At 60.6% G+C, this 15,279-nt stretch carries 11 protein-coding genes and 1 pseudogene; 4 read left to right on the top strand and 8 right to left on the bottom strand.

The features are described 5' to 3' along the window. Positions 1-178 precede the first annotated feature (178 nt). Together ASG55_RS20600 and ASG55_RS20595 are read left to right on the top strand one after the other, a co-directional pair. Positions 179-1,816 (top strand): 5-guanidino-2-oxopentanoate decarboxylase, encoded by a 1,638-nt coding sequence (locus ASG55_RS20600; RefSeq protein WP_056789939.1) that lies wholly within the window; start codon positions 179-181, stop codon positions 1,814-1,816. Continuing rightward, a complete protein-coding gene (locus ASG55_RS20595; protein WP_056789934.1) occupies positions 1,813-3,264 on the top strand; it encodes an aldehyde dehydrogenase family protein in 1,452 nt (483 codons plus the stop codon). The genes ASG55_RS20600 and ASG55_RS20595 overlap by 4 nt, the downstream gene beginning before the upstream one ends. 432 nt (positions 3,265-3,696) lie before the next feature. Here ASG55_RS20595 and ASG55_RS20590 read toward each other — a convergent pair whose 3' ends face one another. Then, positions 3,697-4,626, bottom strand: a complete 930-nt coding sequence (locus ASG55_RS20590) for an AraC family transcriptional regulator (protein ID WP_016773445.1) — start codon at positions 4,624-4,626, stop codon at positions 3,697-3,699. 397 nt (positions 4,627-5,023) lie between these two features. Between ASG55_RS20590 and ASG55_RS20585 the strand changes: the two genes are divergently transcribed. Both ASG55_RS20585 and ASG55_RS20580 read left to right on the top strand, forming a co-directional pair. Next, positions 5,024-5,377, top strand: coding sequence for a putative quinol monooxygenase (locus ASG55_RS20585; RefSeq protein WP_056789930.1), 354 nt, complete (start codon positions 5,024-5,026; stop codon positions 5,375-5,377). A 43-nt stretch (positions 5,378-5,420) separates the two neighbouring features. Then, the gene (locus ASG55_RS20580) at positions 5,421-5,663 is read left to right on the top strand and encodes a hypothetical protein (RefSeq protein WP_041479831.1); all 243 of its coding nucleotides are present in this window, start codon (positions 5,421-5,423) and stop codon (positions 5,661-5,663) included. On the opposite strand, the gene ASG55_RS20575 is transcribed toward ASG55_RS20580, so the two are convergent. The 7 genes and pseudogenes from ASG55_RS20575 to ASG55_RS20545 all read right to left on the bottom strand — a co-directional run. Then, a complete protein-coding gene (locus tag ASG55_RS20575) occupies positions 5,664-6,293 on the bottom strand; it encodes a flavin reductase family protein (protein ID WP_041479830.1) in 630 nt (209 codons plus the stop codon). Between the two features lie 135 nt (positions 6,294-6,428). Beyond that, entirely contained in the window at positions 6,429-7,748 is a 1,320-nt protein-coding gene (locus ASG55_RS20570; RefSeq protein WP_024014128.1) for an MFS transporter, read from the bottom strand. 378 nt (positions 7,749-8,126) lie between these two features. Beyond that, positions 8,127-9,455 carry a sigma-54-dependent transcriptional regulator gene (locus tag ASG55_RS20565; protein ID WP_056789927.1) on the bottom strand — a complete coding sequence of 443 codons (1,329 nt, stop codon included), beginning with the start codon at positions 9,453-9,455 and terminating at the stop codon, positions 8,127-8,129. After that, complete coding sequence (locus tag ASG55_RS20560) at positions 9,455-11,215, bottom strand: ATP-binding protein (RefSeq protein ID WP_056789924.1); 1,761 nt, start codon at positions 11,213-11,215, stop codon at positions 9,455-9,457. Before ASG55_RS20560 ends, ASG55_RS20565 begins: the two co-directional genes overlap by 1 nt. Before the next feature lie 84 nt (positions 11,216-11,299). Further along, positions 11,300-12,238, bottom strand: a complete 939-nt coding sequence (locus ASG55_RS20555) for an RHS repeat-associated core domain-containing protein (protein WP_236708190.1) — start codon at positions 12,236-12,238, stop codon at positions 11,300-11,302. Continuing rightward, a pseudogene (locus ASG55_RS27740) lies at positions 12,213-13,107 on the bottom strand (RHS repeat-associated core domain-containing protein); the annotation flags it as partial. The gene ASG55_RS20555 and the pseudogene ASG55_RS27740, both read right to left, overlap by 26 nt. Before the next feature lie 1,169 nt (positions 13,108-14,276). Beyond that, the coding region (locus ASG55_RS20545) for an RHS repeat-associated core domain-containing protein (protein ID WP_156388216.1) at positions 14,277-15,279 on the bottom strand (1,003 nt) is incomplete at its 5' end.

The raw sequence follows: 15,279 nt of genomic DNA, 5'->3' as shown, positions 1-15,279 counted from the left end.
TTTTAATCGATTGTTGCTGCCAGTTGCGCACCGTTCCAATGGGCACTCCACGGACCCTGTGGGAGCGAGCCTGCTCGCGAAGACGGTTCAAGGTTCGACACGGATGTTGGCTGGACCGCTTATTCGCGAGCAGGCTCGCTCCCACAGGGAGTGTTCAGTGAATGAAAGGGCAATCAACATGGCAACGTGCGGCGAAGTACTGGTCAAGCTATTGGAGAATTACGGGGTCGAGCAGGTGTTCGGCATTCCCGGTGTGCATACCGTTGAGCTGTACCGAGGCCTTGCCCGCTCAAGCATCAACCACGTCACGCCTCGTCATGAACAAGGCGCCGGGTTCATGGCTGACGGCTACGCGCGTACCAGCGGCAAACCCGGTGTGTGTTTCATCATCACCGGCCCGGGCATGACCAATATCACCACGGCCATGGGCCAGGCTTACGCCGATTCGATTCCGATGCTGGTGATCTCCAGCGTGCAGTCGCGCAGTCAGTTGGGCGGTGGGCGCGGCAAGTTGCATGAGCTGCCGAACCAGAGCGCACTGGTCGGCGGCGTCGCAGCGTTCTCGCACACGCTGATGTCCGCTGCCGAACTGCCGGTGGTGCTTGCTCGCGCTTTCGCGCTGTTCCAGGCCGGGCGACCGCGTCCGGTGCACATCGAAATTCCGTTGGACGTGCTGGTGGAAGAGGCCGATGAATTGCTCGCCAGCCTGCCGGTGAATATCGATCGCGCCGGCGCCGCACCGGCTGCCGTGAGCCGCATGAGCGAAATGCTGGCCAGCGCGCAACGTCCACTGATTCTTGCTGGCGGCGGTGCTATCGACGCGGCGCCGGAGCTGACCCGACTCGCCGAACTGCTCGACGCTCCAGTGGCGCTGACCATCAACGCCAAAGGCATGCTGCCGACCAGCCATCCGTTGTTGATCGGTTCGACGCAAAGCCTGGTCGCCACTCGCGCACTGGTCGCTGAAGCCGACGTGGTGCTGGCGATCGGCACGGAGCTGGCCGAGACCGATTACGACGTGACCTTCGCCGGCGGCTTCGAGATTCCCGGCAAGCTGCTGCGCATCGACATCGATGCCGATCAGACCGTGCGCAACTACCCGCCGCACGTCGCACTGGTCGCTGATTCGCGCAACGCCGCGCAAGCCTTGCTCAGCACGCTGACGCAAAAGCCGCTGGCCGAGCGCCGTAATGATTGGGGCCATGTTCGCGCCGCGCGCCTGCGTAATGAATTGGCGGCGAGCTGGGATGCACCGACGCTGGCGCAGACGCGTTTCCTCGAAACCGTGTTGCACGAGCTGCCTGACGCGGTGTTCGTCGGCGATTCCACGCAACCGGTGTACACCGGCAACCTCACGTTCAACCCCCAGCGTCCGCGTCGCTGGTTCAACGCATCCACCGGTTACGGCACCCTCGGCTATGCGTTGCCGGCGGCGATAGGGGCGTGGCTCGGTGGACAACTCGATAACGGCGCGCGCCCGCCAGTGGTGTGCCTGATCGGTGACGGCGGCTTGCAGTTCACCCTGCCGGAACTGGCCAGCGCCGTTGAAGCACGGGTGCCGGTGATCGTGCTGCTGTGGAATAACCAGGGTTACGAGGAAATCAAAAAGTACATGGTCAACCGCGCCATTGAACCGGTCGGCGTGGACATCTACACCCCGGACTTCGTCGCCGTGGCCAAGGGCCTCGGTTGCGCCGCGCAAGCCATCAGCAATATCGACGAATTGCGCGCAGCGCTGCGTAAAGCGACGGACCGGCAAGGCCCGACGCTGATTGAAATCGACCAGAACCAGTGGATGCAGGCGGTGGCCCAATGATCAGCTTTCCAACCACACTCGACGGCCTCTACATCAACGGCCAATGGTCGTCAGGCCGCGAACATCTGCGGGTGATCAACCCCGCTACCGAAGCGCTGCTGACCACCGTCAATGGCGGCGACGAACAGGCCGTCGACCAGGCGATCAGCGCGGCGACCGAGGCGTTCAAACACTGGTCGACAACCACCGGCGCCGAACGCGCTGCGATCCTGCGCAACATTGCCAACGGCGTGCGCAACGGTCGCGATCACTTGATGAATCTGCAGTCGAGTAATAACGGTAAACCGCAGTTTGAAGCGGCCATCGATGTCGATGACGTGATCGCCACTTTCGACTATTACGCCGAACTCGCCGAAGGCCTCGACGCCGGGCAGGACAGCAACGTGCCGCTGCCCAGCGATGATTTCAGTGCGCGCCTGCGGCGCGAGCCGTGCGGAGTGGTCGGGCTGATCGTGCCGTGGAATTTCCCCATGGTCACCACCGCGTGGAAACTGGCGCCAGCGCTCGCCGCCGGTTGCTGCGTGGTGCTGAAACCTTCTGAAGTGACGCCGTTGCCGGAGCTGGAACTGGCCGCGATCATCGCTGCATCCGGTTTGCCCGACGGCGTGTTCAATCTGGTCTGCGGCACTGGTCTGGCGGTGGGCGCGCCGTTGTCGGCGGATCCACGCATCGCCAAGATTTCCTTCACTGGCAGCAATGCGGTTGGCGTGCAGGTAATGCAACGCGCTGCTGAAACCGTGAAGGGTGTGAGTCTGGAGCTGGGTGGCAAATCGTCGTTGCTGGTGCTGGCGGATGCCGATCTGCAGCTGGCGGTGGAACTGGCTTGTGGTGGGGCGTTCTTCAACGCCGGGCAAATGTGCTCGGCCACCAGTCGGGTGCTGGTTGCCGAGGAATTGATGGACGAATTTCTTCAGCGTCTGCAAAAGCGCGCAGAGGCGATTCGAGTCGCTGATCCGTTTGATGCGGATATGGAGATGGGCGCGCTGGTCAATCAGGCGCAGTACCAACGGGTGCTTGGGCATATTGATCGCGGTTTGAGCGCCGGGGCGAGGTTGGTGTGCGGCGGTAATCGTCCGGCGCATTTGCCGCGCGGTTATTTCCTGCAACCGACGGTGTTCACCGACGTGTCGCTGGACAGCGCGTTATGGCGTGAAGAGATTTTCGGCCCGGTGGTGTGTGTGCGCGGTTTCGCCAGTGAGAACGAGGCGATTGCGCTGGCCAACGACACGCAGTTCGGCCTGGTCGCGAGCGTAGTGACACGCGATGCCACAGCGGCGGATCGTGTGGCCAATGCGTTGCAGGCAGGGCTGGTGTGGATCAATGCTCCGCAGGTGATCTTCCCGCAGGCGGCATGGGGTGGGTACAAGCAGAGCAGCGTCGGCCGCGAACTGGGGCCTTGGGGGTTGGCGGCGTTTTTGGAGATCAAGCACGTCGTGCGCGCGGTGTAGAAGCCTGCCCTCACCCCAGCCCTCTCCCGGGGGGAGAGGGAGCTGACCGAGGTGTCTTGCGTTCTCCGTCGACCTGAAAAACCGAGTCGATTATGGATTTGAAGGTCATCAACCCAACGCTGGGTTGGCCTGGCTTGGCTGATTCCGGATTCAGCACCGATATCGCAAGTCGCTGAACCTCTCCAATATCCCACAATCGGTTCCCTCTCCCTCTGGGGGAGAGGGAGCTGACCGAGGTGTCTTGCGTTCTCCGTCGACCTGAAAAACCGAGTCGATTATGGATTTGAAGGTCATCAATCCAACGCCGGGTTGGCCTGGCTTGGCTGATTCCGGATTCAGCACCGATATCGCAAATCGATGAACCTCTCCAATATCCCACAATCGGTTCCCTCTCCCTCTGGGAGAGGGCTAGGGTGAGGGGCTTCTATGGAGTCACACCGAAAGCCGCAACCTCGCCAGATCCCGCAACGGCGGCGCGCCAAACAATCGGCTGTACTCGCGGCTGAACTGCGAGGGACTTTCATAGCCCACCCGATACCCCGCCGCCGACGCTTCCAGCCCTTCAGTCAACATCAGCCGCCGCGCCTCTTGCAGGCGCAGCTGCTTCTGATATTGCAACGGACTCATCGCGGTCATCGCCTTGAAACGGTGATGCAACGTCGACACGCTGAGGTTCACTTCCCGCGCCAGATCATCGATGCGCAGTGGTTGTTCGAAATTGCCGTTGAGCCATTTGATGGCCTGGCTGATGCGATGGCTCTGACTGTTGGCAATCGCAATCTCATACAGACGATGGCCCTGTGGGCTGCGCAGCAGGCGATAGAGAATCTCCCGGCGAATCAGCGGCGCGAGCATGGCGATGTCTTTCGGCGCGTCGAGCAGCCGCGCCAGCCGCAGCACCGCGTCGAGCATGGCGCTGTCGATTTTTTCCACGTACAGACCGCGTCCGGTCGGCCGCGTCGGTACGCCCATCGGGCCGGCGTCGGCGATCAGCGCGGTGATTTCGGTCGGATCAATGTCGAGGCGCACGGCGAGGATCGGTTCTTCCGGCGAGACATTGACCACGCGCCCGCTGAGCGGCATCGAGACCGACACCACCAGATAATTCAGCGGGTCGTAGTTGAAGAACTCGTCGGCCAGGCGCACCTCTTTGCGCCCCTGCGCCATGATGCACAGCGCCGGCTGCGCGAGCACCGGGGCAAAGTCATGGGACTGGGTGTGGCGCGACATCACCAGCGAACCGATCGCGGTCTGGTAGCTGCCATCGTCGCTGGTGTTGCGGCGGATGATCGCCGCCAGCTCCGCGCGCTGCTTTTCCATGTCGGCGCTGGGTTCGGCTTGAAAACGATCGAATGACGTCATGCACGGCATCCTCGGCAAGTGAGGGGGGAATGCAGCAGAGCATATGTTTGTGCAAGCGGCGGCGGTAGACACATTCTGCCAAATGCTTGCCTGATTCTGCCCGCAGGTGCGCACAGGTCTCCCGCCATACGATTCTGTAGGAGCTGCCGAAGGCTGCGATCCGTTGATCTTCGAGGCAAAAGCACAAGATCGCAGCCTTCGGCAGCTCCTACACAAAACGCGTATGACAGACGTGTTGCGCGGGTTTACAGGTTGTTACAGGTCGTCTGCGCAGTCTCGCAGGATTGTGCAACGCGAAGGCAGGAATCGACTAACGGCGCAGCCGGCCCGGCCCTTAATCTTTGCTTCAGTCGCAGCCCGTCCCCCGGCTGCCACGCGATTTCATGGAGGGTTGATCATGTCCAAGCAAATGCCTGTCAGTCATATGGCCTTCGTTCGTGCCCAGGCCGGGCGTTCGGCGGAACTCGGTGTGCGCCTGAGCGCATTGATCGAAGTGTCGCGCGCGGCGCCCGGTTGCCTGAGTTTTTCCCTGCAACAATCGCAGTGCGACGCCGACCTGTGGCTGGTCAGCGGCTACTGGAGCAGTCAGCAAATGATGACGGCGTATTTCAACAGTCCGTCGATGGAAGTCTTCGCCGAGCTGGTGCAGGACCTGGTGGTCAACAGCCTCGACTTCCACACGTTCAGGGACGTTTCCGCCGCGCAGGCCCTCGGTCAATGCGCGGCGCCGATACACAAACTCGCCGGTTGAGGGTTTAATGTCCGGCTTATTTGATTGAGCCAGGATCCGCGACATGGCACGTAAAGAGTTTGAACGCTTCGAAGCAGTCTCCGCAGTCGTCCCCGTCGAGCTGGGCGGCAACAAGGGTTATTACGCGGCGATCGCGGTCAAGGCCCTGGTCGATGGCGGCGCCCCACGCTTTCACAAATTGCTCAATGAGCAGGTGTTCCCCGGCGCCATTGCTGCCGATGATGCAGCCATCAACGAACTGGACAAGCTCAAGGGCGTCACTGACGACGCCGAGCTGATCTGGTAATTACTTCTGTGCGCCCGGGCGCCACATCTTGAACAGCGCCTCAGGCCCCAGCTGGAAATAATCCGCCGGCCCGCCGCCGCGCAGAATCGGTTGTGCGGCGGCGGTGTCGTAGATGCCATCCTTCAGCAGCCATTTGGCGATGTGCACCGCGACCACCTCGCCGAGGATCAGCCAACTCGGCACCGTTTCGCCATCGGCGCGTTGCAGCTGGACGATCTGCGTGACCTTGCACTCGAAGGACACTGGACTCTCGGCGACCCGTGGGACCGAAATCACCTTTGACGCCACGGTGGTCAGCCCCGCCAGTTCAAACTCGTTGACCTCAGGCGCGACCATCGCGCAGCTCTGGTTCATCTGCTCGGCCAACGGGCGGGTGGCGAGGTTCCAGACGAACTCACCGGTCTGCTCGATGTTGTTCAGACTGTCTTTGCGCCCGACACTGGAAAAACCAATGATCGGCGGCACGTAGTTGAAGGCGTTGAAGAAACTGTACGGCGCGAGATTGAGTCGGCCTTCGGCATCCTGCGAGGAAATCCAGCCGATGGGGCGCGGGCCGACGATGGCGTTGAACGGATCGTGAGGCAGGCCGTGGCCGTTGGCGGGTTCGTAGAAGTGGATGTCATCGGGCATGGGGAGCGGATTCCTGAGCTGCATTCGGATGCAGCCATAGTGCAAGGACCCAGCGCATATTTCCAGCCAGACGCGAGACCCCGTAGGGTTCGTGGCAGGACACAGATTTTGTGGCCTGCCAGCGATGCGGTGCGATCAGTCAGTGACGATCCGCGAATGCTTCTGGGTATCTTTCATGGTGATGTACACCAGCAGCGACACGGCAATGCACGCGGTGACGTACCAGTAGTAACCGGTTTCCATGCCGATGCTCTTGAACCACAGCGCGATGTATTCGGCGGTGCCGCCGAAGATCGACACGGTCAGTGCGTACGGCAGGCCAACGCCCAGGGCGCGGATTTCGGTCGGGAACAATTCGGCTTTGACCACCGCGTTGATCGAGGTGTAGCCGCTGACGATGATCAGCGCCGCCATGATCAGGAAGAACGCGCCCCACCAGGTCTGGATGGTGTGCAGGGTCATCAGGATCGGCACGGTGAAGATCGTACCGAGCACACCGAAGGCGATCAGGATCGGGCGACGACCGATCTTGTCCGACAGGCCACCGATGATCGGTTGCAGGCACATGAACAGGAACAGCGTGGCGGCGGAAATGGTGGTCGAGTCGGAGATGCTCATGCCGACCGTGTTCACCAGGTATTTCTGCATGTAGGTGGTGTAGGTGTAGAACGCCAGGGTGCCGCCCATGGTCAGGCCGACCACGGTCAACAGCTCTTTCGGGTGGCGCATCAAGGTGCGCATCGCGCTTTCCTTGGATTTCTCTTTTTTGGTGAACGACTCGGTTTCTTCCATGCCGCGACGCAGGTACAGCGCCACGACCGCACACAGCGCACCGATGGCGAACGGGATACGCCAGCCCCACGCGTAGAGCTGTTCGGTGGTCAGCATGTTTTGCAGCACGATCAAGACGCCAAGGGCGATGAGCTGGCCGGAGATCAGGGTCACGTACTGGAAGCTGGAGAAGAAGCCGCGACGTTCCTTGGTCGCCATCTCGGACAGATAAGTCGCCGAGGTGCCGTACTCGCCACCGACCGACAGGCCTTGCAGCAGGCGGGCGAACACCAAGAGGATCGGCGCGCCGATGCCGATGGTTTCATAGTTCGGGCTCAGGGCAATCAGCAGCGAGCCGAAGCACATCAGGTACACCGAGGCCATCAGCGCTTTCTTGCGCCCGACCTTGTCGGCGTACATGCCCATCAGCCAGCCACCGATCGGACGCATCAGGAAGCCCACGGCGAAGATCGCTGCGGTGTTCATCAGTTGCGCAGTGGTGGAACCGGCGGGGAAAAAGGTTTTCGCGAAGTACAGGGAGAAGGCGGCATACACATACCAGTCGTACCACTCGACCATGTTGCCGACAGAGCCGCTGAAGATCGATTTGATCCGGCTGGCGGTGGTTCTCGGTTTGGCCGGCACGGCAGCCGACCCAAGGGGCAGGGCGTTGGAGTTATCCATTGAAGGATCCTTCGTTTAATTGTTTTTGTGGAGCGCGTCGGAACGCAGCCTGCCAGGGCTATAGCAGGAGGTGTGCCAAGGGGTGAGGGGCCGGTTTAGAGGGGGTAGCGGGGAGGAGTGAGCGGATTTGTGCCGACTGATTGGGCTGAGTGAGCGGATTTCCGCTTACCGCGTGAAGATCAAAAGCCCCTCACCCTAGCCCTCTCCCAGAGGGAGAGGGGACTGACCGAGGTGTTCTCGTGGGTTACATCGACCTGCAATATCGAGTCGAATACAGATTCGGGAAAGCATGGAGATCGGCTCCCTCCCCCCTCGCCCCCCTGGGGGAGAGGGCTGGGGTGAGGGGGATGGATTTCAGCTACACCACAAATCTCTGCCTCACTCCGCCAGAAACATCTCCCGACTCAACCCATGCCGCTGCATCTTTTCATTGAACGTGCGGCGCGGCAGTTGCAGTTCTTCGAGCACGGCTTTCACATCACCTTTGTGCCGGGTCAACGCCGCGCGCAGACATTGCGCTTCGAACGCTTCCTGCTGCGCCGCCAGCGATTGCCCCGGATCGATTCCGGCGACCGGTTCATCCAGCCCCAATACCTGACGTTCCGCGACGTTGGCCAGTTCGCGCACATTGCCCGGCCAGTCATGGCTGAGCAGGTGACTGAGCTGCGCACCGGTCAACGGCGGAAAGGTCCGGCCCAGACGCTGAGCGGCATTCTGCGCGAAGGTCTCGAACAGCAACGGAATGTCTTCGCGGCGATCGCGCAGCGGCGGCAGGCGCAGTTCGGCGACGTTGAGGCGATAAGCCAGGTCCTCACGAAAACGCCCGGCGCGGGCTTCGTCGAGCAGGTCCGGTTTGGTCGCCGCGACGATACGCAAATCAACGCGAATGCTCTGGTTCGACCCCAGCCGCTCAAGCTTTTGCTCCTGCAAGACCCGCAGCAATTTCACCTGCTGGGCCAGCGGCATGCTTTCGATCTCATCGAGAAACAGCGTGCCGCCATCGGCGTATTCCAGCTTGCCGATGCGCTTGCCCGAGGCGCCGGTAAACGCGCCGCTCTCATGGCCGAACAGCTCGGCCTCGAACAGTTGCTCCGGGATCGCCGCGCAGTTCAGCGCCACGAAAGGTTTGCCGGCGCGCGGGCCGAAATCATGCAGGCAACGCGCGACCAGTTCCTTGCCGCTGCCGGTTTCGCCACGAATCAGCACATTGACCGGCAACGTCGCCAGATCCAGCACTTGCCGACGCAAAGTCTGCAAACCTCGGGACACGCCGAGCAATGTTGCATCGAGCTTCGCGCGATTGTCGGCCAGTTCGTGCAGGGCGCGGTTTTCCAGGACCAGGCGGCGTTTGTCCAGCGCCCGGCGCAGACTGCCGAGCAGGGTCTCCGGGCTGAACGGTTTTTCCAGAAAGTCGTAGGCGCCGTCGCGCATGGCTTCGACCGCCATCGGCACATCGCCATGGCCGGTGAGCAGAATCACCGGCAGATCGGCGTCGCGCTTTTGCACTTCGGCGAGCAATTGCAAACCGTCCATGCCGGGCATGCGCACGTCGCTGAGGATCACCCCGGCAAAATGTTCCGGGAGCGCGGCGAGGCATTCTTCGGCACGGCTGAACAATTGCACCTGAAACCCCGACAGGCTCAGCCACTGTTCAACGGCGTCGCGAATGCTGCTTTCGTCGTCGACCACCATCACCGAATTGAGCATCAGATATGTGCCTCCAGATCGATTGGCAGGGTCAGGCTGAACACCGCGCCGTGGTCGCCATTCTCGACGCTCAGGCGTCCGCCGGATTCATGCACGATGGCGAAGGATACTGCCAGCCCCAGGCCCAGACCGTCACCCACCGGTTTGGTGGTAAAGAACGGATCGAACACCTGGCCGAGATGTTCCTCGGCAATGCCGCCGCCGTTGTCGCTGACGCTGAGCCGCCACAATTGCTCATCGGCCTCCAGACGGATTTCCAGACGCTTGCAGGCTTTACCCTGCATCGCATCCAGCGCGTTGCGCAGCAAATTGATCAACACCTGTTCCAGACGAATCGCATCACCGCGTACCCACGCCGGGCGGGTCAGATGCAGGACCAGACTGACCTGTTCGTCACGCAGTCGCGCATCGAGCAGTTGCAGCGATTGATCGACCACCGTCGCCAGATCCAGACGTTCGCGCAAGCCGCTCGGGCTTTTGCGGGCGAAGGTCTTGAGGTGGCCGGTGAGGGCGGCCATGCGCGTGAGCATGTCGTCCACCGGTTTCAGCGCCTTGTAGGCGTCATCGACGCGGCCATTTTCGAGCAGCAGGCGCAGGGTTGCCAGTTGCATGCGCTGGGCGGTCAGCGGTTGATTGATTTCGTGGGCCAGCGCGGCGGACATCTGCCCCAGCGCGGCGAGTTTGGCCGACTGCACCAGACCTTCCTGCGCGGTGCGCAAGTCGCGGGTGCGCTCCTCGACCAGGCGCTCGAGTTCTTCACGATTGCGCTGACGGACCTTGGCCAGCCGCCAGCGCTGATTGAGGAACAACAACAGGAACACCAGCGCCAGCCACACGCCAGCGGCGGCCAGCGCGGCGTTGCGCAAATCCTCGAAGGCCACTTGCGGACGGCGCAGCAGATGCAGGGTCCAGCCCTCGGTCGTCAGCGGCAGCGATTCCCACAGATAATCCGCCGTGCCTTGTGGACCTTCGACCCGGCGCAGATCGCTGTTGTCATCGAAGCGCCGCAGCGGCAAATGGGTCAGCGGCAGCAGCGATTGCTTGTCGTACTGGCGGGTGGTTTTGATCTCGGCCAGATCATCAGCGCTCAACGGCCGCAAGGCGCGATAACGCCAGCCCGGCTGATTGGCGATAAAGATGATCCCGCGTGCATCGCTGACCAGCAGCGTGTCGCTGCCCTGGCTCCATTCGCGCTCCAGTTCGGGAAACTCCAGCTTGACCACCATCGCGCCGAGAAACTCGTCGTTGTCGCCAAGTACGGCGCTGGAAAGGAAATACCCGGGAATGCCGCTGGTCACGCCTACCGCGTAAAAACGCCCGGTGCCTTGGGTGCGGGTCTGGCTGAAATAGGGGCGGAAGCCGTAATTGTGGCCAACGTAACTGCTGGGCAAGCGCCAGTTGCTGGCGGCCACGGCCAGGCCGGTGCGATCGAGCAGTTCGAGGGTCGAGGATTGCGCGGCGCCGTTGATCTTTTCCAGCTTCACATTCAATGCCGCTTGCTGCGCTGCATCGACCGGGCCGGCGAGGGCCGAACGCAATTGCGGATCCAGCGCCAGTACGGCGGGCAGGGCGCGATAGCGGTCGATCAGGGTGTGCAAGGAGTTGGCGTACAACCCCAGTTGCTGATTGGCGCGGGCGGCGTCTTCTTCCAGCGCCTGACGTTCCGCGTGGCGCATCGCGAGCGTCGCGGCAATGACCGTGCCGGCGATGATCAGCAGGGAATACAACGACAGACGCAGGGTACGGGAAGTCGGCAGCATGCTGGATGAAAGGTCGGCAGGACGGGCGGGCACGATAGCATGGGCCGAGGTGGCCGGGCGCGCTGTTCGCGCCGGCCGTGTCTGCTAGACAGCTGTCTCCTGTACCTGACGTCGATGCACAAGATTCAACCTCGGCTTCGGCACCGGTCTTGGCTTAGGTTCGGCAGCGAGCGAGCGCTCCAGTTGCTGCAGGCGTTCAGTCACGCCTTGCGCCTCGCTTGGCGCTTCGATAGTCGCCTGGGCGGTTTGCATGACCTTGTCGATGGCTTCGAACGGGTCTACACCATTCCTGGACAGCTTCATGACCTGACGCTGTTTTTCTGCATCCAGTGCGTCCAGTTGGGCGTAGAACATCTTCTGGATGTGCTCGGAGTAGCTGTTGAGGTTATCCGTGAAAGTCTTGATGCTGTCGATAAGCGCAGCACCTCCATCGAGAAGAGCCCCCGCGCCGTCGACGGCTTTTGCAGCGCCGTCGCCCAGCGTTTTCAGCCCGTCCTTGAGCTCTTGGGTGTGCAGTGTCTGCGCTGCTTTCAAACCCTTCTTGAAAAAGTGGTAACGCAATACCGGAAACACTATTGCCCCCGCGATTGCCCCTGCGCCGGAACCGATGGCGTTGCCGATTCCGGGTACCACGGTGCCGATGACACTGCCGATGGCGATGCCTTTGCCGATACCGTAAAAGACCGATTTGATGCCGGCCCGTGAGGTGATGAATTTGCCGAACGTCATGCTTTTGCGCACCTCCTCGATGTTCTGGCCTTCAGGAATCAGGCCATCGAACTCGGTAGTCAGGTTGTGCAATTGCTCCGCCGCAGTTTGCGCTTGATCAAAGATACCCACCGCTTTTCTGATCAGGTCAAACACCACTTTGAAGGCACCGGTCTGGTCGACATGGACGATCGGGTTGTTACCGACAAAACCATACAGATTCAAACCGTCCACATCCCCCGCCGGATCCGCACTGACCCAGCGCTGCAACCACGGCGCGTAATAACAGAATCGGGTTGTTACCGACAAAACCATACAGATTCAAACCGTCCACATCCCCCGCCGGATCCGCACTGACCCAGCGCTGCAACCACGGCGCGTAATAACGGGCGCCGTAGTAATACAAACCGCTGACATCCATTTCCTTGCCGGAATAACGGATAAAGCGGTATTCGATTTCCGATTCCGGCGCCATCCATGCGGTTTCGCCGAACGGGTAATAGCCTTCTGCGCTGGTGACCACAGCGTCTTCATTGAGCTCCATCACGCAAGAGCCTAGGTGGTCTTCGAGGGTGTAGCGCATCTGGTCGTCTATCGGYGCTGAACGTTGCGCCCAATGCAGGCAGCGCGCGTTACCGAGGCTGATGATGTGCAGCTCTTCGCCGTTGTCYTTGCTGCGAATTTCCAGCCCYGGCAGGTARCGCACCTGGTGGAAGTGGCGGACCTTGTCGGTRAACCATTCATGACATTTGAGGACCCGCTGGCCCGCGCTGTACTGGTAATACTCGGCATCGTTATCGCTGTCCTGACGGATAACCAGATCCACGCGCTCCAGTTCRTCACGGCTGTTCCAGTGCAATGACGGACCGTGGYGCAGCTTGCGTTGATTGCCGTGCGGGTCGAACCAGATGTCGAAGTCCGGCGGCTCGTCACCTGTTTGCCAACGCACCCCGCGATTGCTTTTGTCGTCGATGCGCATSGTGCGGGTACGACTGTTGCCGTCGCGCTGATGACGCAACTCGGTCAGATTGCCGCCATCGTCGTAGCTATACGTCTGGGTGTAATTGAGGCGGTTTCGCTCGTCGGGCGGTCGCGGCAGGCCGGGAATGTCCGGGGGCAGGGCGTCGTCATGATCCATGCCGCCCATGCCCATGTCGTCCATGCTCACCAACGGACGCGGATCCNTCAGATTGCCGCCATCGTCGTAGCTATACGTCTGGGTGTAATTGAGGCGGTTTCGCTCGTCGGGCGGTCGCGGCAGGCCGGGAATGTCCGGGGGCAGGGTGTCGTCATGACCGGTCGCACGAATCAGACGGTACAGGGAGTCGTAGTCGAATTCACGGTGGCCGTCGACCCGTTGATTGGCGAACCAGGTTGGCTCGAAGGCGTGGTCTTCGATGCGGATGATATTGCCGACGCGATCGTAGAAATATTGCAGATCCTGCAATCTGGGGTGAGCGGTTTTCTGACTGGTGCGCGTATGCAGGCGTCCATCGGCCGGGTCATACGTCCACTGACTCAGGACACCGTTACCGGCCAGTTGCGAGATGATCTGATTGTTGGCGTTGTACTGCGCATCCAGCAAGACCTGCGTGACTTTCGTCTCGACTTGCAGCTCCATTTGCCTGAGTTGCCCGGCAAGACCATAGCGCGATGCTCTGCGATGGCCGCCGGCATCGGTTTGCTCCAGCACCGTGCCCAGCGGGCTGAACACCTGATGGCTGGTGAAAGCCTGTGTGTCCTGGAAAGTTCGGGTTTCCTGCATCGGCTGGCCGGCGAGGGAATAGCTGGATATCGCCAGAACACCAGACGCATCGGTTTGCTTGATCAACCGTCCGCGCAGGTTGTGGTTGGTGGTGTCGGCGCCACCGGCGTAGAGGAAAGTTTCGACCTCTTCCTCTTCCTCCTCATCCTTTCTGGTGACCTGGAGTCTGACGACACGCAGCTGGTCGTCAAAGGTCGATCGCCAGACATGGCCGCGCTCGTCCCAACGTTGCCGAGGCTCACCGGCCAGTCCCGGCAGTACCAAACGCCAGCCGGCATCGACGCTGTCGATTTTCAACACGGTGCCGTTGAGCGAGTAGTGAGTAGTGAGGTTGGGTGCAGATAAGCGCGGATCCCGTTTTTCTAGCAGGCGCCCGGCAGGGTTGTGAGTCTGGCAGGTGATCAGGGGCTTGATTTCTCCATGCGTCGTTGCACACAGATAGGCAATATGCCTGACAACCAAAGCCCGAGGATCCTTGACCTGCACGCTTGGCGTATGGATATGCGTTGATCTATTCAAGGGCCAGGTGCTCATGATTTATCCAGGCGCAGAACCACGGCAAAACTGCCTGAAGGTAGGCGAACTTGTTTACGCCGTCTTTTGACCGCTGTATTGGCGATACCTGCCAATCAACTCAATACCGCGCCTTGCTTCAGCCATGCGCACGGAAATTTCTTTCTTGATCCGATCCCGGCTGATTGAGCTGGAGTTCTGGGTTCCGACGCTACCTTTTGCAAGGTCCAGCGCAAAACCGAATGAGCCCACCAGGCCTTGGTCATAAAATTCGTTGACTCCGATTTCACTGAAAGCCGCATTGATGTCGCTTTGGTCCTGTTCAAGCATGTCGATAATCAAACCCAACGCTGTCTCGAGGTCATCAATTTCGATATCCCTTAAACCGGCCAGCGCTGTGGCTGTGTCCTTCCCCGCGTAAGCAATGGCCATCATGTCACTCGCAGCGGGTACCTGCGCAAACTTGCTGAGCGTTTTCTCGGCTACTGTTCCGATCAGCTTATTTGCTCCCTCGGAAGTCCGAGGATCATAAGATCTGGCTATTTTTTTTGCGTATCTCAGAGGGGTTAAAATGCTTGTTGTGGCATTGCTGTGAATGCTCTCGGGGTTCAGTTTTTTGGCATCGGGCAGGACGGGAGTGGAAACAGTTGTAATTTCGCCGAGTTTGTCGATTGCCGCGCCGGAGATTTTTGAGGCGACGATCCCTCCGATAAATGTCCCGACTCCGGGCAATATCAGCGTCCCAAGTGCTTCGCCGCCTTTCCCTGCTGTCGTGGTGGCAACTCCCTTGCCAATGTTGAAGCCGGTGTTTATGGCCATGCGTTTGGAAATGTCCGTAGCGCTGAACAGTCCGTTCAATTGCCGATTGTACGTTTGCAGCTCATTGCCCAGGTTATCCAGGACTTTTGCGTAGGTCGCGATGTCCTGCCTGACGTCAGACGGTAAGTCTTTTTTGTTACCGTCGTTATCGATGAACAGAATCGGGTTGTTACCGACAAAACCATACAGATTCAAACCGTCCACATCCCCCGCCGGATCCGCACTGACCCAGCGCTGCAACCACGGCGCGTAATAACGG

This window comes from Pseudomonas sp. Leaf434 (assembly GCF_001425545.1).
Classification (GTDB): domain Bacteria; phylum Pseudomonadota; class Gammaproteobacteria; order Pseudomonadales; family Pseudomonadaceae; genus Aquipseudomonas; species Aquipseudomonas siliginis.
The sequence above is the reverse complement of the archived record's forward strand: the minus strand, read 5'-3'. Positions and strand labels throughout refer to the sequence as shown.

Coding starts and splice junctions, on each gene's coding strand:
- ASG55_RS20600 (WP_056789939.1), top strand. CDS start 179: ATGGCAACGTGCGGCGAAGTACTGGTCAAGCTATTGGAGAATTACGGG.
- ASG55_RS20595 (WP_056789934.1), top strand. CDS start 1,813: ATGATCAGCTTTCCAACCACACTCGACGGCCTCTACATCAACGGCCAA.
- ASG55_RS20590 (WP_016773445.1), bottom strand. CDS start 4,626: ATGACGTCATTCGATCGTTTTCAAGCCGAACCCAGCGCCGACATGGAA.
- ASG55_RS20585 (WP_056789930.1), top strand. CDS start 5,024: ATGTCCAAGCAAATGCCTGTCAGTCATATGGCCTTCGTTCGTGCCCAG.
- ASG55_RS20580 (WP_041479831.1), top strand. CDS start 5,421: ATGGCACGTAAAGAGTTTGAACGCTTCGAAGCAGTCTCCGCAGTCGTC.
- ASG55_RS20575 (WP_041479830.1), bottom strand. CDS start 6,293: ATGCCCGATGACATCCACTTCTACGAACCCGCCAACGGCCACGGCCTG.
- ASG55_RS20570 (WP_024014128.1), bottom strand. CDS start 7,748: ATGGATAACTCCAACGCCCTGCCCCTTGGGTCGGCTGCCGTGCCGGCC.
- ASG55_RS20565 (WP_056789927.1), bottom strand. CDS start 9,455: ATGCTCAATTCGGTGATGGTGGTCGACGACGAAAGCAGCATTCGCGAC.
- ASG55_RS20560 (WP_056789924.1), bottom strand. CDS start 11,215: ATGCTGCCGACTTCCCGTACCCTGCGTCTGTCGTTGTATTCCCTGCTG.
- ASG55_RS20555 (WP_236708190.1), bottom strand. CDS start 12,238: ATGGTTTTGTCGGTAACAACCCGATTCTGTTATTACGCGCCGTGGTTG.